This is a genomic window from Cryobacterium sp. MDB1-18-1 (genome assembly GCF_004402735.1).
In the GTDB taxonomy this organism is placed as follows: Bacteria; Actinomycetota; Actinomycetes; order Actinomycetales; family Microbacteriaceae; genus Cryobacterium; species Cryobacterium glucosi.
In genome coordinates this window covers 49,456-67,276 of record NZ_SOFR01000076.1, presented here as the reverse complement: position 1 = coordinate 67,276, position 17,821 = coordinate 49,456, and the positions used below count along the sequence as shown (strand labels likewise).

Sequence of the window (17,821 nt, the reverse complement as noted above, 5' to 3'; positions counted from 1 at the left end):
GATTACTTGACGGACCCGGCGGTCAGCCCGCCGACGATGTACTTCTGCAGGAACAGGAACAGGGCCATCACCGGCAGCGCCGCGAGCACGGCTCCGGCGGCGAACACCGAGTAGTTGCTCGAGAACTCCTGGGAGACGAACTGGTAGAGGCCGACGGCGAGCGTCTGCTTCTCCGGCGTGATGAGCACGATGCTCGCGATCACGAACTCATTCGTCGTGCCGACGAAGGAGAGCAGGCCGACGACCGCGAGGATCGGGGCGACGAGCCGCAGAATGATCGTGAAGAAGATCCGGGCATGGCCGGCGCCGTCGATCTTGGCCGCCTCGTCGATCGAGGCGGGGATCGTGTTGAAGAAGCCGTACATCAGGTAGGTATTCACGCCGAGGGCGCCGCCGAGGTAGACCATGATCAGCCCGATCTGGGTGTCGAGGCCGATCGCGGGGAAGATGTCCGAGATGCCGCTGAGCAGCAGGAAGATCGCGACGACGGCGAGGAGCTGCGGGAACATCTGCACGAGGACGAGCATGAGCAGCCCCGCCCGACGCCCGCGGAAGCGCATGCGGGAGAAGGAATATGCGGCGAGCGCTCCGAGGAAGACGGTGCACACCGAGGTGATCGTTCCGATCAGGAGCGTGTTGCCGTACCAGGCGGCGTATGGCTGCTGCGGCAGGTTGAACAGGGTCGAGTAGCTGCCGAGGTCGACCTCGTTGAAGAGGCCGTTCGCCGTGATCAGGGTGCCACCCGGGTGCAGCGACGCGGAGAGCACGTAGAGCAGCGGGAATGCGGAGAACACGACCATGACGGCGCCGACGAGGTGCCGCCAGCCGGTGCGGGAGAACCACCGGCCGAAGTTGAACGGTCGTTTGGTCGGGATGTACAGGTCACTGGTTTCGGGGGCTGCGATTCGCATCTCAGTTCAACTCCTCTAGCGCCTTGGTCTGTTTGAAGCTGACGATCGACACGAGCGCGACCAGCAGGAAGATGATGATCGAGAACGCGCTCGCGAGCCCGTAGTCCCGGCTCGCGCCGACGAAGGCCACCTTGTAGACCATCGAGATCAGGATGTCGGTGGCCCCGACGTTCACGCCGGCCGTGACATCTCGGGGACCGCCGCCGGTGAGCATGTAGATCAGGTTGAAGTTGTTGAAGTTGAACGCGAACGAGGAGATCAGCAGCGGCGCGACCGAGACGAGCAGCAGCGGGAGCTTGATCAGCCGGAACACCTGCCAGGGCCTCGCCCCGTCCACGGTCGCGGCCTCCTGGATCTCGGTCGGGATCGACTGCAGAGCCCCGGTGCAGACCAGGAACATGTACGGGAAGCCGAGCCAGAGGTTGACGAAGATGATGCTGAACTTCGCGAGCCATTCGTTGGTCAGCCAGGGGATGTCCGCCCCGCCGAAGAGCACCTGGTTCACGAAGCCGAATTGCGGGTTGAGCATGCCCGCCCAGACGAGGGCGGAGAGGAAGGCCGGGAAGGCGTACGGCAGGATCATCACCACCCGGTAGACGTTCCGTCCGCGCATCCGCAGGTCGTTGAAGACGATCGCGAGGAAGAGCCCGAGCCCGAACGTGGTCAGAACCGAGAGCAAGGCGAAGGCGAAGGTCCAGAGGGTGACGCTGATCAGCGGCCCGCGGATGGACTCGGAGCCGAAGGCGTGCACGAAGTTCGCGAAGCCCACCTCGACCTTCCAGCCGGGGAGCAGTTCCTCGCCGCTCGGCGCCACGAAGGAGCCGGTCTTGCCGTTGTCGGCGTAGACGACGCCGGTGCTGCTGTTCGTCATGGTGCCGTCGGCGGCGGAGTAGACCAGGTCGGAGACGTAGAGGTAAGCGCTCGACCCGTCGGGGGTGCGGAGGGACCCGTCGTTCGGGTCGTCCGAGACGGGGACGGAGAGCGCGGCGATCGCCTGCTGCTGGGCGACGATGTCGGCGAAGCGCAGCGACGTGTAGCCGGCGAGGCCGGTGGCCTTGCCCGTGGCATCCGTCGTCGCGTCGGTGACGACCCGGAGGGGGCTCGTCGCCGAGCCGACGCTGATGGTGCCGTCGGGGTCGGTGACGAGGAAGCTGAACTCGCCGGACTGTTCGAGCACGGTGAGGCCGTAGCTCGCGGAGTCGGGAACCCGCTCCTGCGAGGAGACGATGAGCGCGTTGACCGCGTCGGCCTTGGTGCTGTTGTGACCGGTGCCGTAGTTGGTGAAGGCGATGTAGCCGGAGTAGCCGATCACGAAGATCTGGAAGATGAGCAGGAAGATCAGCCCGGGCGCGAGGTACTTGGCCGGGAGCTTCTGGTGGCTGAAGTAGATCCAGTTGACGACCAGGGTGACGAAGGCGACGAGGCCGACGACGACCCAGTCCTGCTTCATCACGAGCACGAAGAGGGCGTAGACGCTGATCGCGTCGACGATGCCCAGAAGCACGATCTTCACGAGGAGCACCTTGACCCCGGCGGAGGCGGCCTCGGCGACCCGGGCGGCCCGCCGGGAGCGTTTCGTCTGCCGGAGCTGCGCCGCGTCCTGCTCGGTGCGTGGTGTGGTCATCGTCGTCCGCTTTCTCGGGTGCAGGTTGTGCTGGTGAGCGGATGCCCGTCCTCGGGGGACGGGGACGGGCATCCGTCGTGCTGTGGTGCTGTGGTGCTGTGGCGCTGTGGTGCTTCGTTACTTGATGGCGGTCTGGATGTCGGCGGTCATCTTCTGCCACAGGGCGACCGGGTCACCCTTCTGGGAGATGATCGCCGCTTCGGTGACACCCCAGAACTGCCAGACCTTGCCCATCTGCGGGATGCTCGGCATCGGGACGGCCGTGGCCGCAACCTTGCCGAAGCCGGCGGTGATCGGGTCGGAGCTGGCTGCCTCGAAGGCCGCGGTGTTGGCCGGAGCCCGCCCGCCGACCTTGTAGAGGGCGGTCTGGACCTTTTCGCTGCCGATGTAGTTGACCAGGAACTCGTTCGCGGCGAGGGCGTTCTTGCTCTTGGCGCTCACGACGAAGCCCTGCACGCCGACGAACGGCTGTGCGGTCTGGCCGCCGGCCGAGGGGATCGGGTCGACGGCGACGGTGATGCCGGCCTTCTGGGCGTCGGGGACGTTCCACGGGCCGGTGATCAGGAACGGCGAGGCCCCGGCGAGGAACTTCTCCTTGGCGATGTCGCTCGTGACGTTGAGGCTCAGGTTGCCTGCAGCGCCCTGGGCGCCGAGCCAGGTCGCGAAGCCCTCGCCACCGGCGTTGCCGATGGACAGGTCGTTCGCGTTGTAGCTGCCGTCGGCGTTGGTGCCGAAGACCGGGGCGCCGAAGGAGGTCTGGAACGGGTACAGGTGGTACGGGTCGGCGTCCGGGCCGAGCTGCACGAGGTACGGGAACTCGGTGCCGGCGGCCTTGCCCGCTGCGACCATGTCGTCATAGCTGGCGGGGGCGGCCGGGGCGAGCGCGGTGTTGCGGAGCAGCGCGATGTTCTCGATGGAGTACGGGACGCCGTAGGTCTTGCCCTCGACACTCATCGCCGTGACCGCGACCTTCTGGTAGTTGGCGGCGGTGTCGCCGAGTTCGACCGGCTGCACGACGCCGTTGGCGACGAAGTTGCCGAGCCAGTCGTGGGCGGCGATCGTGATGTCCGGGCCCTTGTCGGTGGGGACCTGGGCGATGAACTCGTCCTGGATCTTGGTGAAGTCCTTCTGGACCAGCTTCACCTCGACACCGGTCTCCTGGGTGAACGCTGCGGCGGCATCCTTGAGCACGGGTGCGCGGTCGGCGTCGACCCAGACGGTCAGGCTTCCGGAGCCGGCGGCGGCCGTGGAGCTCGCTGTCGAGGCGGCCCCTCCGCCTGAACAGCCGGTCAGGGCCAGTGTTGCGGCGGCCAGTACGGCGCCGGCGGCAAGCAGGGCTTTCTTCTTCACCATCATTGGTGTGCCTCTCATAGAACGAACAAATAAAAGTGCAAGCGTTTACATGTTTAGTCGATCGGCTGTTGATTGGCAATTCAAAGCACGATGGTATTTGAAAGTTTGTCGGAATCGTTTAAGCATAGATTTCTGCAAACGCTTTCATGAGGGATTCCATGCAGTAAAGTTTTCGTCATGACAGGCTCCGAATGGTGGCGTACCGCCGTTATCTACCAGATCTACCCGCGCTCGTTTGCTGACTCGAACGGCGACGGTATGGGCGACCTCGCCGGTATTACCAGCCGACTCCCGGCCCTGCGCGATCTCGGGATCGACGCGATCTGGCTTTCACCGTTCTATACGTCGCCCCAGCGCGACGCAGGCTACGACGTGGCCGACTACTGCGACGTCGATCCACTCTTCGGCAGCCTCGACGATTTCGCCACCCTGCAGGCGACGGCGCACGATCTCGGCATCCGGGTCATCGTCGACCTCGTGCCCAACCACTCCTCGAGCGATCACCCCTGGTTCCAGGCCGCCCTCGCGGCCGGCCCAGGCAGCGAGGAGCGCGGGCACTACATCTTCCGCGACGGCAAGGGCGTCAACGGCCAGCTGCCGCCGAACAACTGGGAATCCGTCTTCGGCGGTCTCGCGTGGACCCGCGTCATGGAGGCCGACGGTACTCCTGGCCAGTGGTACCTGCACCTCTTCGACTCGAGCCAGCCGGACTTCGACTGGCAGAGCCCCTGGGTGCGCGCACAGTTCCGCGACGTGCTGCGCTTCTGGCTCGACCGCGGCGCCGACGGCTTCCGGGTCGACGTCGCACACGGCATGATCAAGGCCGCAGGCCTCCCTGACTACACTCCCCCCGCGGACGGCGGCAGCATGGGCGGAGCCACCGCGCTCGAGCCCGGCGTCGTCGCCGAGCCCGCCGCGACCGCCCCGTACTGGGCGCAGCCCGGAGTGCACGAGATCTACCGCGACTGGCGGCTCGTGCTCGACGAGTACCCCGGCGACCGGATCCTGGCCGCCGAGGCCTGGGTCGACCCGCTCAGCCACGTCGCCGAGTGGGTGCGCCCAGACGAGATGCACCAGGCCTTCAACTTCGCCTACCTCGAGACCCTCTGGGGCGGCCCAGCCCTCCGCCGCGTCATCGACGATTCCCTCGCCGCGTTCAGCGCGGTCGGGGCGCCGAGCACCTGGGTGCTCTCCAACCACGACGTGGTCCGGCACGCTTCGCGCCTCGCGCTGACGGGCGACAACCTGCAGGGTCACGGCATCGGCCCGAAGACGGTCGGCCTTCCCGATACCGTCGTCGGCCTGCGTCGCGCGCGGGCGGCATCCGCCCTCATGCTCGCCCTGCCCGGCTCGAGCTACCTGTACCAGGGCGAGGAGCTCGGCCTGCCCGAGGTCGTCGACCTGCCGGACACCGCTCGCGAGGACCCGACCTGGTTCCGTACCAACGGTGAACGCTACGGCAGGGACGGATGCCGCGTGCCGCTGCCCTGGGTCGGCTCTGCGCCGTCCTACGGTTTCGGCCCGACCGCGGCCAGCTGGTTGCCGCAGCCGGCCATCTGGGGCGAACTCGCCCGCGACGTGCAGGAAGGCGTGCCAACGTCGACCCTCGAGCTCTACAAGCTCGCCCTCAGGCTCCGCAAGGAGCACGGCCTCGGGCTCGGTTCGGTGTCCTGGCTGAACGGGCTGGACGGGCTCGGTGACGCGGTCGTGGCGTTCACGAACGGCAGCGTGACCGTTGTCGCGAACACGGGGGCGGCATCCGTCACGCTGCCCGCCGGCGAGGTGCTGCTCGCGAGCGAACCGCTCACGGGACGCACCCTGCCCGGAGACACCACGGCCTGGCTGCGCGCCTAGCTCCACCCTCCCTCAGCTGAGGTGTCGCATATCGATGTTCGCGACCCGCGCGAACATCGATATGCGACACCTCAGCGGCTGCCGTTCAGCCCGAAGTGGGAGGATTGAGGGAGCGGCGCCGATTGGGAGCCCGTAGAAGGAGCACACCGTGACCGCCCCACAGACCGACAGCGTCGCCGGCATCCAGCAGAGCACGGATACCGACCTGGTCGCACAGGAGAGCACGGATACCGACCTCGTCGTCGAGTCCGGTTCAGGGCCAGGAACCCGGTCTGGGGCTCGCGCAGTGTCCCGTGCAGGAGCCTACGTCGAGACACACGCGGAAACACACGCTGAGATGCAGGCCGAGAGCGACGCCGAGAAGGCGCGCCACCATGAGATCAAGACCGAGCTCACCCGCTTCATGATGTCCTACAAGTTCGCGACCGACGAGATGATGACGAAGATCAACATCCTCAAGGAAGAGTTCGCGTCCATCCACGACTACAGCCCGATCGAGCATGTCAGCTCCCGGATCAAGTCGCCGGAGGGGATCCTGAACAAGGCTCTCCGCAAGGGCTGCCCGCTCGACCTCGAGGACATCCGCCGGCAGATCCAGGACATTGCGGGCATCCGGGTCACCTGCAGCTTCATCTCCGACACCTACCGGGTGCTCGACATGCTGACCAGCCAGGAAGACGTCACCGTCCTCGAGGTCAAGGACTACGTCGCCGCCCCCAAGTCGAACGGCTACAAGAGCCTGCATCTGATCGTGGCGATCCCGGTGTTCATGTCCGACCGGGTCGAGCCGGTCACCGTCGAGATCCAGATCCGCACCGTCGCGATGGATTTCTGGGCGAGCCTCGAGCACAAGATCTTCTACAAGTACCGCGGCGTCGTGCCGGCGAACCTCGTCGCCGAGCTCAAAGAGGCAGCGGATGTCGCCAATCGCCTGGACATCCAGATGGAACGCCTGCACAACCAGGTCGTCGCCCTCGAACCCACGGTGCGGGCAGGGGACGACCTACTGAGCATCGCCGGACTCACCCCGTTCGCGCTGCCGACGAGCCTGCTCGAAGCCATCGATCGCGGCCGCACGAGCGACGCCACCGACTAGCGCCACCGGCTGGCGCCACCGGGCGCGCGGGGGGCTCTAGTTCGTGTTGGCGCGGAGCCAGACGAGCGGGTCGACGTGGACGCCGTCCTTGCCGCCGAGGCGGATCTCGAAGTGCAGGTGCGGGCCGGTGGACATTCCGGTGTTACCGACCTTGCCGATGACCTGGCCGACCTTGACGACGTCGCCGGTCTTGAAGAGCATGGAGCCGTGGATCATGTGCGCGTAGACGCTCGAGACGACCTTGCCGTCGATGACGTGGTCGATGATCATATGCACGCCGAGGCTGCCTTCGCCGTCTTCGGTGAAGCTCACGACGCCGTCGGCGATGGACTGGATCGGGGCGCCGATGCCGGGGTTGAAGTCCTGGCCCTGGTGGTCAGCGGAACAACCGGCGCAGTTGCGATAACCGAACCGGTCGCCGATGTGCACGCCGACCGCGAAGGGCCACTGGATCGTGCCGTTCGGGTTGTTGGTGAAGGTCGCTTCCATGCGGATGCCGCTCGCCGCTGCGACCTCGGCGATCGACTTCGATTCGAAGCCGTCACGCGTGACGGAAATCGTGTCCGTGCCGCCGTCCATGCTGAGCGTCTGGGCCGGCTCGGCCGGTGAGGTCTGCGTGGAGAGCCGGGCGGCGGCCTGCACGTCGGCCGAGGAGAGCAGCGCCTCGGCGGGAAGCGATGTCGACACGGCCATCAGGGCGACGAAGGCCATGGCGACGACCGTGACGCCCGTCGTGGCGAGGCGGCGCAGCTTCGGTGCCGGCCGCTGGGACGGCGCCTGGACGGCGGGTCGCTGGGTCGACTGCTTCATCGTGCCGCTGCGGAGTGCCCGAGAGGCGGTCCGCGACCCGGTCCGAGACGGGCGGACCGGCTGGCCGCCGTCGTCCAGGGCCCGGATCGCCCCGGCGGCACCGTGGCCGGACTTCGCGGCGCGAACCTGGGACCTGGTCGGCAGGGGGATCGAGGTGGTCGGCGTCCCGGCATCCGTCAGGAGCTGGTCGAGGTCGGTCACGGGTGCGTCTGCGGCGGCCGGGGCAGCAATCAGGCGGTCGGTGTCGTTGACCGTCACGGCGGCGAGTTCGGGTTCGGCGAGTTCATCGGCGAGGACCTGCGCAGCGTCGGCGCTGAGTTCGATCGGCCGCGCGGCGTTCGGAACGGCGGGAACGGCGGGAACGGCGAGTGCGTCGGCTGCTGCGGCGCGGTGTGCAGCGGCCAGGGGTGTCGCGGCGAGGCGTTCCTGCTCGCGCAGTTCCCGGCGGGTCAGTGCGGCCGGATGCACGGGGACAGCCTGCTGGACGGGCTGCGCCGGAGCGGAAGAATCGGTCACTGCCGGGCTTCCAGAGTCACTCGCGGCACGCGCGCGTTCACGCGGTGTGGAGGAGTGAGAAGACAAAGTCGGGTGAATTCTTTCGGCGGGGCTGACAGTGGCGAGAGAGTGGTCGTCTTGGCCTGGCCAAAGTAACGAATCACTACAGGCTAACCCGCGAGGCCCGAATATTCCATTCCTGTGCACGTAATGACACCCCAAAACGGGGTATTTTGCCGTCACTATTGGGGGCGCTGTTTCGGCCGGATTTCCGCTGTCACCCCGGCATCGGCGGGCATCCGGCGGCCGACGCGTCACCGTTCCTGAGAACTCATGAATTCGCTGAAGAGTGGGGCCAGTATCGGCTCGAAGTCGGCGTACAGGTCGGGTGCCCCTGCGATCAGGAGGTCGATTCCCTCCCGGTCCTCGCCGAAGGCTCCGACGCGCGCGCCGGCCTCGCGGGCGACGAGCGCGCCAGCGGCCTGGTCCCACGGGTTGAGCCCGCGCTCGTAGTAGAGGTCGAGGCGCCCCGCGGCAACCGAACAGAGGTCGAGCGCGGACGAACCGATCCGGCGGATGTCCCGTACCCGGCCGATGAGGCCGTGTACGACGTTCGCCTGCCGCAGCCGCATGGCCGCCCGGTAGGAGAACCCGGTTCCGACCAGTGCGAGGTTGAGGGGAACGCCGGTCTTGACCTGGAGCCTGCTGCCGTTGAGGTGTGAGCCGCCGCCCGCCGAGGCCGTGAAGAGTTCGCCGAGCGCCGGGTTGAAGACGGCGCCGGCCACGGTCGTCCAGGTGGCCGGGTCGTCGCCCTCGACGACGGCGACGCTGACGCCCCAGGCGGGGATCCCGTAGAGGAAGTTGACCGTGCCGTCGATCGGGTCGACGACCCAGGTCAGGCCGGAGGTGCCGGGGGTCGCCGCGGATTCCTCGCCGAAGAAGCCGTCATTCGGCCGCGCCTCGGCGAGCAGCGCGCGGATCAGGTTCTCGGTCTCCCGGTCTGCGAAGGTGACGATGTCCTCCGGCGAGGACTTGGACGCGGCCACCTCGACACCCTCCGCGCGTCGCCGCGCGGCCAGCTCCCCCGCGACGAGCGCGGTGTCCTTGGCGAGGCGGAGCAGTTCGGTCGGGGCGGGAGCAGTCATGGTTCCACGGTAGATGACGCAGGGGAGAGCCGGGAAGGAGACGCAAAAACCCCCGGAAACACGGGGTTTCCGGGGGCATTGGGTGGTGGCAAGTGAGGGATTCGAACCCCCGAAGTCTACGACGGCTGATTTACAGTCAGATCCCTTTGGCCACTTGGGTAACTTGCCATTGCGCACCCGACCATGTGAAACCACCTGACCGGAGACGCTCAGACAGAATACAAGGGAATTGCCCCCGTGCGAAATTGCGTCCGGAACCGTCGCTGACGGCTGGCGGATGCGCCCGCTCGATATGATCGCTGAAGGGCCATTTCCCCCTGACTTGTGAGGAGCCGCATGGTCGGCATCGACGACGTCGCCCGCCAGGCGGGCGTGTCCACAGCGACGGTGTCCCGCGCCCTGAGCGGCAACGGGCATGTCTCCCCGGCCACCCGGCTCCGGGTCGAGACCGTTGCGGGGGAACTCGGCTACGTCGTGTCGTCGAACGCCTCAAGCCTCGCATCCGGTCGGATGAAGAACATCGGCGTCGTCGTGCCGTTCCTCGACCGCTGGTTCTTCTCCAATGTCGTCGAGGGCGCGCAGAAGGCGCTGCTCCGCGGCGGTTTCGACCTCACCCTCTACAGCCTCGCCGGGGACTACGACGAACGCCGCAGCGTCTTCGAGCACTTCCTGCTGCGCCAGAGAGTGGATGCCGTCATCGCGGTCTCCCTCGAGCTGAGCCCGGATGAGGTGGCCCGGTTGCACGCGCTCAAGAAGCCGCTCGTCGGCATCGGCGGTCCGATCCCCGGGGTGCGTACCCTCACGATCGACGATGTCGCCGTCGCCCGTCTCGCGACCGAGCACCTGCTCGCGCTCGGGCACACCCGGATCGCGCATATCGGAGGCAACCTCGAGCTAGACCTCGACTTCCACCTGCCGACGAACCGGCGGCTCGGCTACGAGCTCGCGCTGACCGGCGCGGGCATCACGCCGACGCCCGCCCTGTTCCAGGCGGCGGACTTCACGGTCCGCGGCGGGTACCAGGCCGCGAAGCAGTTGCTCGGCAACCCGCACGAGCGTCCCACCGCGATCTTCGCCGCGTCGGACGAAATGGCGATCGGCAGCATCCTCGCCGCGCGCGACCTCGGGCTGGTCGTGCCGCGGGACGTCTCCGTGGTCGGGACGGACGACCACGACCTCGCCGACTTCTTCGGGCTGACCACGATCGCCCAGTTCCCGCAGTGGCAGGGAGACAAGGCCGTCGAGATCCTGCTCGACGAGCTGCAGCCGGGAAAGCACGACCCGGTCGGACTCGACACCGCCATCCCGTTCGAGCTGATGGTGCGGTCGAGCACCGCCCGCCCGGCCCAGGGCTGAACCTCACCCGTTCGCGCCCCGCGTCGAATCCACCGCCGCCCCCGTTCCGAATTCAGGAGTTGCGCCCGGCTGAACCGGTTTTCTGACCGGTTCTGGCCGGAATCCGAGGCCGTCTCCTGAATTCGGAACGCGGGCTCAGCCCTGGGGCGGGGTGCCACCGCTGAAGCCGCTGAAGTCGCCGGATGGCGGGCCGCCCTGGAAATCGGTGCTGCTTCCACTGCTCGAACCGCCGAGGCTGGTGAGGCTCGAGCTCGTGTCGGCCGCGGTCCCCGGGATCGCGTCGTCCAGGTCGGCGAGGATCACGACGTCGCCGGCCACGAGGCCGGAATCGATCTCGGTGAGCTCGGTGCCGACCGCGCCGACCGTGACCGTCGTCGAGGTGGAGGTACCGGCGACGAGCAGGTCGACGGTGTATGCCGAGCCGTCGCGGTGCACGGCAGAGGTCGGCACGGTGAGCACGGCATCCGTGCTCTCGATCGCGACCGTGACCTGGGCGGAGGCCCCCGTCAGGATTGTGGCGTCCGTCGCGTCGACGGCGAGGGTGACCGCATATTTCGGCGTCGACGACGTCGAGACGTTCAGGATGCCGATGGAGCTGACGACCCCGGTCAGTTCCGTTCCCGTCGTGGCGAGTTCGATCTTCGCGGTCTGGCCGACCTCGAGGCTCGCGACGCTCGCGAGGGACACGGTCGAGTCGATGACGTAGCCGTCATTGCCGAGGATCGTGATGACGGCGGTGGTCGACGCCGCCGAGACGGTGTCGCCGGCAAGGATCGCCACCGCGGCGACGGTTCCGGCGTACGGGGTCGTGAGGGTGGCGAGGGTGGCCTGCTTCTGGGCGATGGCGAGCTGAGCCCCTGCCGCGGCGATGTCGGCCCGGTCGGCGACGATCGTCTCGGCCGAGGCGACCGTCGTCGTCGCCGTCGAGCCCGTGCCGGCTCCGGAGATGGTTCCGGTCGTCCCGGTGGTTCCGGTGGCGGTGGACGTGGTGCCCGCGGTTGCTGCTGTACCCGTTGTCGTGCCGGTCGCACCCGTTGTCGTGCCGGTGCCGGTGGCTCCCGTGGTCCCGGTGGAGCTTCCGGTCGTCGCGGTCGTCGTGGCGGCATTCGCCGCCGTGACGGCGTCGGTGAGGCCGGTGACGGCGGAGTTCAGCGCGGTCACGAGCGTCAGCACGTCCTGCTGGGCCGTGTCGACGGTCTTCTGGCCGGCGAGGACCGCGGTGATGGCGGTCTGGCAGGCGGCCAGGTCGGCCTTCGCGGCGGCGAGTCGCTCGGCGGCGGTCGCAGGGTCAGCGGTCGCCGTCGGGGTCGCCGTCGGGGTCGGGGTCGGGGTCGGGGTCGGGGTCGGGGTCGGCGTGGCGGTGGCGGTGGGCGAGGCATCCGTCGTGGCGGTGATCGTGTCGGTCGCGCTCGTGTCGGTCGTCGCGGCGTCGTCGAGTGCCGCGTCGATGAACGGCTTGCAGGTCTCGTCGGTCGAGGCCATGGTCGCGTCGCTCGCGGCGAGCGCGGTCTGGGCATCGGTGTATTTCGCGAGGAGCGCCGCCTGGGCTGCGGTGACCGCGGTCACGGCCGCCGTCACGGCCGCGTTCGAAACGGTCGGGGTCGAGCCGGTCGACGCTCCCGTCGTTCCCGAGCTCGTGTCAGTGGTGCCCCCGGACACTGAAGCCGCCGACGAGGACCCGGTCGCGACGGCCGTAGACGACGTCGACGACGTCGCGGTGGTCGCGGTTGTCGCGGTGGCGGTCTGGGAGTCGAGGTCGTCGGTGAGGGTCTGCTCGGCTGCGGTGACGGTCTCCTCCGCCTTCGTGACCGCGGCGGCCAGATCCGTGGCGTCGAGGGTCGCGAGGGTCTGACCGGCGGTCACGGTGGCCCCGACCGCGACGTCGACCGTCGCGACGGTCCCGCCGACGGAGAAGGCGGCATCCTTCCTGGTGGTCGGTGCGACGGTCCCGGTGACGGCGAGCGACTGGCTCACCGTTCCCGTTGCGGCGACGACGGTGCGGAAGTTGCCGCTGTCCGTGCGGTTCATCGCGTAGACGACCCCGCCGCCCGAGGCGCAGAGCACGGCGGTGACCGCGCCGAGGGCGATCAGGCGCCGGCGGCGCTTCACGACGGCCTTCGCCGATCGGGCCGTCCTGACGGATTTCGCGGTCGCAGGCGAAGCCCCGGCTGCGGCCGCTGCGGCTGCCGCGGCCTCCGCGCGGGCCGCCTTGCGGGAGGCGCCGAAGGGAGTCCTACTCATTGGAGGTGCTCCCGCTCGGACGGGTTCCGCCGCCGAAGCCCGACCGCGAGACGCAGCCGTCCGCGGTGGCGGTCGAGATCTTCAGGGCGGTCGCGGCGAAGCCGCCGCTCGTGTCCGAGGCGCCGGTCGCCACGGCGCACGCGCCGACGACGAGGGCGCTCGAGTCGGAGGCGACCGTGTTGAGGTACGTGGTCGTGGACGCGACGGTGACCGCGGTCGAGGTCGTGTCCGTGCCTCCCATGCCAACGGCGTCGATGGTGATCGAGTCGGCGGTGACCGCGGTCACGAGTCCGCTGACCGGGAAACCTCCTGTCATCCCGCCCGGGGCGCCGGTGGCGCCGTCGGTCGGCATGTCCGTCGGCATGTCAGTCGGCATATCGGTCGGTGCGGTCCCATCGGGGGCACCGCTCGGCATGGTGCCGTCGGCCCCGCCCGTTCCGCCCGCGCCGACACCGCGGTTGCCCGTCGTGCAGGCTCCATCCACCGCGTCGGTCACGGTCACGCTCGTCGCGGCGGTGGCCACCGTCGTACCGCTCGCCGCGGTGAAGCCGGAGACGGAGACGCAACGGCCGACGGAGACATCCGTCAGGGCGCCCGTCACGGTCGCAGTGATCGTCGTCGCGGCCGTGTACGACACGGCGGTCTGGGTGCTGGAATCCTGAACCTGCAGGATGCCGGCGGCAACGGAGGCGATGGTGCCGGTGATGCCCCCGTCTCCCTGCCCCCCAGCCGAGGCCGCCGGGGCTGACGAGGCGGCCGGGACCGCGGCCGTGCTCGCCCCCGCGGCGCAGCCGGTCAGGAGGAGCACTCCGCCGAGGGCGAGAAGAACTCCGAAGTTGGTGGCGAAACGGGTGGTCGGTCGAGTGCGGGTCATGAGGTCTCCAATGGACGTGGAACGGTGGCTGAAGCGGATGCCCGGGGCGGGTTCTGCCTGCCGGGCGAGTCGTGAGGGGCGTGGGTTCGGTTGACGCGCATGGCTACTCGCTCCTGAGCGCATCGATCGGCGCGAGCTTGGCCGCCCGGGTGGCGGGGTAGACCCCGAAGACGATGCCGATGGCGATCGCCACGCCGATGGACAGCCCGACCGCGAGCGGGGACACCACGATCGAGCTTCCGATCACCGCGGGCAGGGTCAGGGCGGCAACGACGCCGATCACGGCACCGAGGATTCCGCCGGACAGCCCGAGGATGGCGGCCTCGATCAGGAACTGGCGCCGGATCGCCCACGGTGGGGCGCCGAGCGCCTTGCGGAGGCCGATCTCCCTGGTGCGCTCGGAAACCGAGACGAGCATGATGTTCATCACCCCGATGCCGCCGACGAGGAGCGACAGCCCGGCGACGCCGGTGAGGAGGATCGTCAGGGTCTGGTAGACCGCTGTCGCGGTGCTGACCAGGGCGTCCTGGCTGCTGATGGTGAAGTCGGCGTCGTCCGTCGAGGAGATCGAGTGCAGGTTGAGCAGGAGCGCGTCGGCCTCCTGGTACGCGGCGGACAGTTGCGTGTCCGAGGCGGCCTGCAGGTAGATCGTCGACACCGCATTGCTCGAGGTGCCGCCGACGAGGGCGGTGGCCGCCGTGCTGAACGGCACGATGGCCACGTCGTCGAGGTTGCTCGAGGAATCCGAGCCCGCCGTGGCGAGCACGCCGACCACCTGGAAGGTCTTGTCGCTGATCACGACGGACTGGCCGACCACGTTCTGGGTGCCGAAGAGTTCGTCGGCGGTCTCCGAGCCGAGCACGACGACCGCTGCGGAGGCATCCGCCTGGGCCTGGGTGAAGAAGGAGCCGCGGGCGAGGGTGCGCTGCCGCACCGAGGTCCACGCGGTCGTGGTTCCCGTGACCGTCGTCGTCCAGTTGGTGTCATTGGCCGTCAGCGAGAGCGAGGTGGTGCTCTCCGGGGCGACCCCGGAGATGTCGGGGGCGTTCACGGTGGAGCTGAGGGCCTCGGCGTCCTTGATCGTGAGTGTCGCGCTCGTGCCGAAGCCGCCGCGGGTTCCCGTTGTGCTCGTGCTGCTGCCGGGGGCGACGATGAGCAGGTTGCTGCCGAGGGAGCTGATCTGGGCGCTGACGTCGAGCTGGGTGCCGAGGCCGAGGCCGACGGTCAGGATGACCGCGGCGATGCCGATCAGGATCCCGAGGATCGTGAGCATCGAACGCAGGGCGTGGGAGTAGACGGCGCTCCAGCTGGTGCGGAAACTCTCCATCCAGGTCATGCCGCATTCACCTCGTCCCTGATGATGGCGCCGTCCTTGACCCAGACGATGCGGCGGGCGCGCTGGGCGACCTCGAGTTCGTGGGTGATCAGGACGATCGTGCGGCCGAGGGCGTTGAGTTCGTCGAACAGGGTGAGCACGTCGCGGGTCGACACCGAGTCGAGGTTTCCGGTCGGTTCGTCGGCGAGGATCATGGTCGGTTCCCCGACGAGGGCCCTGGCGACGGCGACGCGCTGCTGCTGGCCGCCGCTCATCTCTCCAGGCTTGTTGTCGAGGCGGTCGCCGAGGCCGACGCGTTCGAGGGCGCGGCTCGCGCGCTTCCTGCGTTCCTCGCGCGGGACGTGCCCGTAGACGAGCGGAAGTTCGACGTTGCGCCAGGCCGGGAGCGAGGACAGCAGGTTGAAGCCCTGGAAGACGAAGCCGATCTGCTGGTTGCGCACGCTCGCGAGTTCGATCTCGTCGAGCTCCTCGACGTCGGTGCCGCCGAGGCGGTACTGGCCGCGGGTGAAGGTGTCGAGGCAGCCGAGGATGTTCATGATGGTGGATTTCCCGGAGCCGGACGGCCCCATGATGGCGACGTACTCGCCCTCGTGGATGGCGAGGTTGATCCCTTTCAGTGCTTCGAATTCGATGGTGCCGGACCTGTAGGTCTTTCCGGCGTCGATGAGCTCGATGACGGGGCCTGCGGCATCCGCTTCGAGCACCCACGGGTGGGCGGGCAGGGCTGCGGACGGTACCGCCGCCTGGGGCGCGGGCAGGGGGGCGAACGGGTTCGCGAGCGGCTCAACCACCGTTCGACCCGTTTCCCTGGGTCATTCCACCGGAGGGCGGGCCGCCGGACGGGAATCCGCCGCTGCCGCCGCTCTGCCGGTCGGTTGTCGAGCCGCTGTTGCCGGAGCCAGGGGTGAATGTCACGACCACGACTTCGTCGCCCTCTGCGATCCCGGTGAGGATCTCGGTGACGTTGCCGACGGTCTCGCCGACGGTGACGGTCGTCGCAACCGCGGTGCCGGAGGCGTCGAGGGTCTTCACCGTGGAGACGCCCTCCGCGGTCGTGACCGCGGCGCTCGGGACGGTGAGCACGTTGGTGCGACGCTCGTAGACGATTTTGGCCGTGACGGCGACGCCGTCGTAGAGGCCGTCGGGGTCGCCGGTGACGGCGACGACGACGGGGTAGGTGACCGCTCCGGAGGTCGTCGACGGCAGGATGCCGACGGACTGCACGGTTCCGAAGAACGCGGTGCCGTCGTCGAGGGAGAGTTCGACCTGGTCGTTGACCGCGACGTTCGCGATGTCCGACTCGCCGATGGCGAGGGAGAGCGACCACGAGTCTGTTCCGACGATACTGAAGTCGGCCGTGCTCGTAGAGGTCGAGGCGGTCGAGGCGGTCGTGGCTCCCCCGGCCCCAGAACTGCCCGAGCTGCCCGAGGAGATCACGTCGCCGACGGCGACGTTGACCGCGGTGACGAGGCCGGCGGCGGGGGCGGTGAGGGTCGCACCGGCGACTGCGGCCTGCGCGGTCACGACGGCGGCCTCGTCGACGGCGACGGATGCCGTCTGGGCCGCGATCTGAGCGACGGCAGCGGCGGTTCCGTCGCTGTCGCTCACGCTCGTGGTGAGTTTCGCCTTCGCGGTCGCGAGCGTCGCCTGCGCTTCGAGAACGGCGGCGTCGAGGCTGAGCGTGTCGACGGTTGCGAGCACCTGGCCAGCGGTCACGGTGGTCCCCGCGACGACCGGCACGGCCGTGACGGTACCGGACACGGCGAAGCTGACCGAGTCGTTCACGGTCGGGGTCGCGGTGCCGTCGCTGTCGACGGTCTTCTGCATGGTCGTCAGGCTCGCTGCGGTGGTGATGGGAGCGGCGACCGTGGACTTGGTGTTCGCCGGAACGGCGAATCCGAACCAGTAGATGCTGCCGCCCGCGAGGGCGAGCACGATGACGCCGGCAACCACCCAGGTTCGTGGGCGGATGTGCGTGAGAAACTGTGGCCGTTTCATGGTCTCCTCGATAGCTCGTGCGCGGCTTCTGACTGCCGCGTCGGCAACGGTACGCAGCAGGGCTATGGCCGCGGCCTCCAGCGGCTATCAGTTCCCGATGAGCCCGGCATGCCCGGTGCGTGAGCCGGTGTGCGGATGCCGGGCGAAGCATCCGCCGATAACATTGCTGTCATGGCAGACTCAACGTTCGACATCGTCAGCAAGGTCGACCCGATGGAGGTCGACAACGCCCTCAACCAGGCCCACAAGGAAGTCGCGCAGCGCTACGACTTCAAGAACGTCGGCGCCTCGATCGAGATGAGCGGCGAGAAGGTGCTCATGAAGGCGAACTCGGAGGAGCGTGTCAAGGCGATCCTCGAAGTCTTCGAGTCCAAGCTCATCAAGCGCGGCATCTCGCTGCGCAGCCTCGACGCGGGCGACCCGTACGCCTCCGGCAAGGAATTCCGGATCGAGGCCTCGATGAAGGCCGGCATCGACCAGGAGAACGCGAAGAAGATCGGCAAGATCATTCGCGACGAGGGCCCCAAGGGCGTCAAGAGCCAGATCCAGGGAGATGAGCTGCGCGTGAGCTCGAAGAGCCGCGACGACCTGCAGGCCACGATGGCGCTGCTCAAGGGCAAGGACCTCGACGTCGCCCTGCAGTTCGTCAACTTCCGGTAGGCATCGGGGCATCCTTGTGACGCCGTTCCACGATATGGCGCTGATGAGCCCGGACACCACCGCAGCGG

14 protein-coding genes and 1 tRNA gene are annotated in these 17,821 nt (G+C 68.4%); 4 read left to right on the top strand and 11 right to left on the bottom strand.

Features of this window, described 5'->3' with window-relative positions; all coding sequences use genetic code 11:
• Nucleotides 1–2: 2 nt before the first annotated feature.
• The 3 genes from E3O50_RS17875 to E3O50_RS17865 form a co-directional block, all read right to left on the bottom strand.
• Nucleotides 3–911, bottom strand: a complete 909-nt coding sequence (locus E3O50_RS17875) for a sugar ABC transporter permease (protein ID WP_134448804.1) — start codon at nt 909–911, stop codon at nt 3–5.
• Nucleotide 912: 1 nt separating this feature from the next.
• The gene (locus tag E3O50_RS17870) at nt 913–2,535 is read right to left on the bottom strand and encodes an ABC transporter permease subunit (RefSeq protein ID WP_134558664.1); all 1,623 of its coding nucleotides are present in this window, start codon (nt 2,533–2,535) and stop codon (nt 913–915) included.
• Nucleotides 2,536–2,652: 117 nt separating this feature from the next.
• A complete protein-coding gene (locus E3O50_RS17865; protein WP_241975299.1) occupies nt 2,653–3,906 on the bottom strand; it encodes a maltose ABC transporter substrate-binding protein in 1,254 nt (417 codons plus the stop codon).
• A 159-nt stretch (nt 3,907–4,065) separates the two neighbouring features.
• Between E3O50_RS17865 and E3O50_RS17860 the strand changes: the two genes are divergently transcribed.
• Both E3O50_RS17860 and E3O50_RS17855 read left to right on the top strand, forming a co-directional pair.
• Nucleotides 4,066–5,742 carry a glycoside hydrolase family 13 protein gene (locus E3O50_RS17860; protein WP_134558663.1) on the top strand — a complete coding sequence of 559 codons (1,677 nt, stop codon included), beginning with the start codon at nt 4,066–4,068 and terminating at the stop codon, nt 5,740–5,742.
• A gap of 148 nt (nt 5,743–5,890) precedes the next feature.
• Nucleotides 5,891–6,838 carry a GTP pyrophosphokinase family protein gene (locus E3O50_RS17855; protein WP_241975298.1) on the top strand — a complete coding sequence of 316 codons (948 nt, stop codon included), beginning with the start codon at nt 5,891–5,893 and terminating at the stop codon, nt 6,836–6,838.
• A 36-nt stretch (nt 6,839–6,874) separates the two neighbouring features.
• Here the strand turns inward: E3O50_RS17855 and E3O50_RS19870 are convergent, their stop codons facing one another.
• The 3 genes from E3O50_RS19870 to E3O50_RS17840 all read right to left on the bottom strand — a co-directional run bounded on the left by E3O50_RS19870 (nt 6,875) and on the right by E3O50_RS17840 (nt 9,456).
• The gene (locus E3O50_RS19870; RefSeq protein ID WP_134558662.1) at nt 6,875–8,164 is read right to left on the bottom strand and encodes a M23 family metallopeptidase; all 1,290 of its coding nucleotides are present in this window, start codon (nt 8,162–8,164) and stop codon (nt 6,875–6,877) included.
• Between the two features lie 293 nt (nt 8,165–8,457).
• Entirely contained in the window at nt 8,458–9,288 is an 831-nt protein-coding gene (locus E3O50_RS17845; protein ID WP_134558661.1) for an inositol monophosphatase family protein, read from the bottom strand.
• Between the two features lie 83 nt (nt 9,289–9,371).
• A tRNA-Tyr gene (locus E3O50_RS17840) sits at nt 9,372–9,456 on the bottom strand.
• Between the two features lie 168 nt (nt 9,457–9,624).
• On the opposite strand from E3O50_RS17840, the gene E3O50_RS17835 reads away from it, so the two are divergent.
• Complete coding sequence (locus tag E3O50_RS17835) at nt 9,625–10,644, top strand: LacI family DNA-binding transcriptional regulator (RefSeq protein ID WP_134558660.1); 1,020 nt, start codon at nt 9,625–9,627, stop codon at nt 10,642–10,644.
• 135 nt (nt 10,645–10,779) lie between these two features.
• Here the strand turns inward: E3O50_RS17835 and E3O50_RS17830 are convergent, their stop codons facing one another.
• The 5 genes from E3O50_RS17830 to E3O50_RS17810 form a co-directional block, all read right to left on the bottom strand.
• Nucleotides 10,780–12,885, bottom strand: a complete 2,106-nt coding sequence (locus E3O50_RS17830; protein ID WP_134558659.1) for an HlyD family efflux transporter periplasmic adaptor subunit — start codon at nt 12,883–12,885, stop codon at nt 10,780–10,782.
• A complete protein-coding gene (locus E3O50_RS17825) occupies nt 12,878–13,759 on the bottom strand; it encodes a hypothetical protein (RefSeq protein ID WP_134448797.1) in 882 nt (293 codons plus the stop codon). The genes E3O50_RS17830 and E3O50_RS17825 overlap by 8 nt, the downstream gene beginning before the upstream one ends.
• Before the next feature lie 103 nt (nt 13,760–13,862).
• Nucleotides 13,863–15,095 (bottom strand): ABC transporter permease, encoded by a 1,233-nt coding sequence (locus E3O50_RS17820; RefSeq protein ID WP_134448796.1) that lies wholly within the window; start codon nt 15,093–15,095, stop codon nt 13,863–13,865.
• Nucleotides 15,092–15,886 (bottom strand): ABC transporter ATP-binding protein, encoded by a 795-nt coding sequence (locus E3O50_RS17815; RefSeq protein WP_347233261.1) that lies wholly within the window; start codon nt 15,884–15,886, stop codon nt 15,092–15,094. The genes E3O50_RS17820 and E3O50_RS17815 overlap by 4 nt, the downstream gene beginning before the upstream one ends.
• Nucleotides 15,879–17,093 (bottom strand): biotin/lipoyl-binding protein, encoded by a 1,215-nt coding sequence (locus E3O50_RS17810; protein ID WP_134558658.1) that lies wholly within the window; start codon nt 17,091–17,093, stop codon nt 15,879–15,881. The genes E3O50_RS17815 and E3O50_RS17810 overlap by 8 nt, the downstream gene beginning before the upstream one ends.
• 171 nt (nt 17,094–17,264) lie before the next feature.
• Here E3O50_RS17810 and E3O50_RS17805 point away from each other — a divergent pair, with 171 nt between their 5' ends.
• On the top strand, nt 17,265–17,753 hold the full coding sequence (locus tag E3O50_RS17805) for a YajQ family cyclic di-GMP-binding protein (RefSeq protein ID WP_134448794.1): 489 nt from the start codon (nt 17,265–17,267) through the stop codon (nt 17,751–17,753).
• The last annotated feature ends 68 nt before the right edge of the window (nt 17,754–17,821 follow it).

Bases quoted from the DNA above. Each gene is read 5' to 3' on its own strand.
- E3O50_RS17845 (WP_134558661.1), bottom strand. From the start codon at position 9,288: ATGACTGCTCCCGCCCCGACCGAACTGCTCCGCCTCGCCAAGGACACC.
- E3O50_RS17860 (WP_134558663.1), top strand. From the start codon at position 4,066: ATGACAGGCTCCGAATGGTGGCGTACCGCCGTTATCTACCAGATCTAC.
- E3O50_RS17825 (WP_134448797.1), bottom strand. From the start codon at position 13,759: ATGACCCGCACTCGACCGACCACCCGTTTCGCCACCAACTTCGGAGTT.
- E3O50_RS17870 (WP_134558664.1), bottom strand. From the start codon at position 2,535: ATGACCACACCACGCACCGAGCAGGACGCGGCGCAGCTCCGGCAGACG.
- E3O50_RS17810 (WP_134558658.1), bottom strand. From the start codon at position 17,093: ATGAAACGGCCACAGTTTCTCACGCACATCCGCCCACGAACCTGGGTG.
- E3O50_RS17865 (WP_241975299.1), bottom strand. From the start codon at position 3,906: ATGAGAGGCACACCAATGATGGTGAAGAAGAAAGCCCTGCTTGCCGCC.
- E3O50_RS17805 (WP_134448794.1), top strand. From the start codon at position 17,265: ATGGCAGACTCAACGTTCGACATCGTCAGCAAGGTCGACCCGATGGAG.
- E3O50_RS17875 (WP_134448804.1), bottom strand. From the start codon at position 911: ATGCGAATCGCAGCCCCCGAAACCAGTGACCTGTACATCCCGACCAAA.
- E3O50_RS17830 (WP_134558659.1), bottom strand. From the start codon at position 12,885: ATGAGTAGGACTCCCTTCGGCGCCTCCCGCAAGGCGGCCCGCGCGGAG.
- E3O50_RS17820 (WP_134448796.1), bottom strand. From the start codon at position 15,095: ATGACCTGGATGGAGAGTTTCCGCACCAGCTGGAGCGCCGTCTACTCC.
- E3O50_RS17835 (WP_134558660.1), top strand. From the start codon at position 9,625: ATGGTCGGCATCGACGACGTCGCCCGCCAGGCGGGCGTGTCCACAGCG.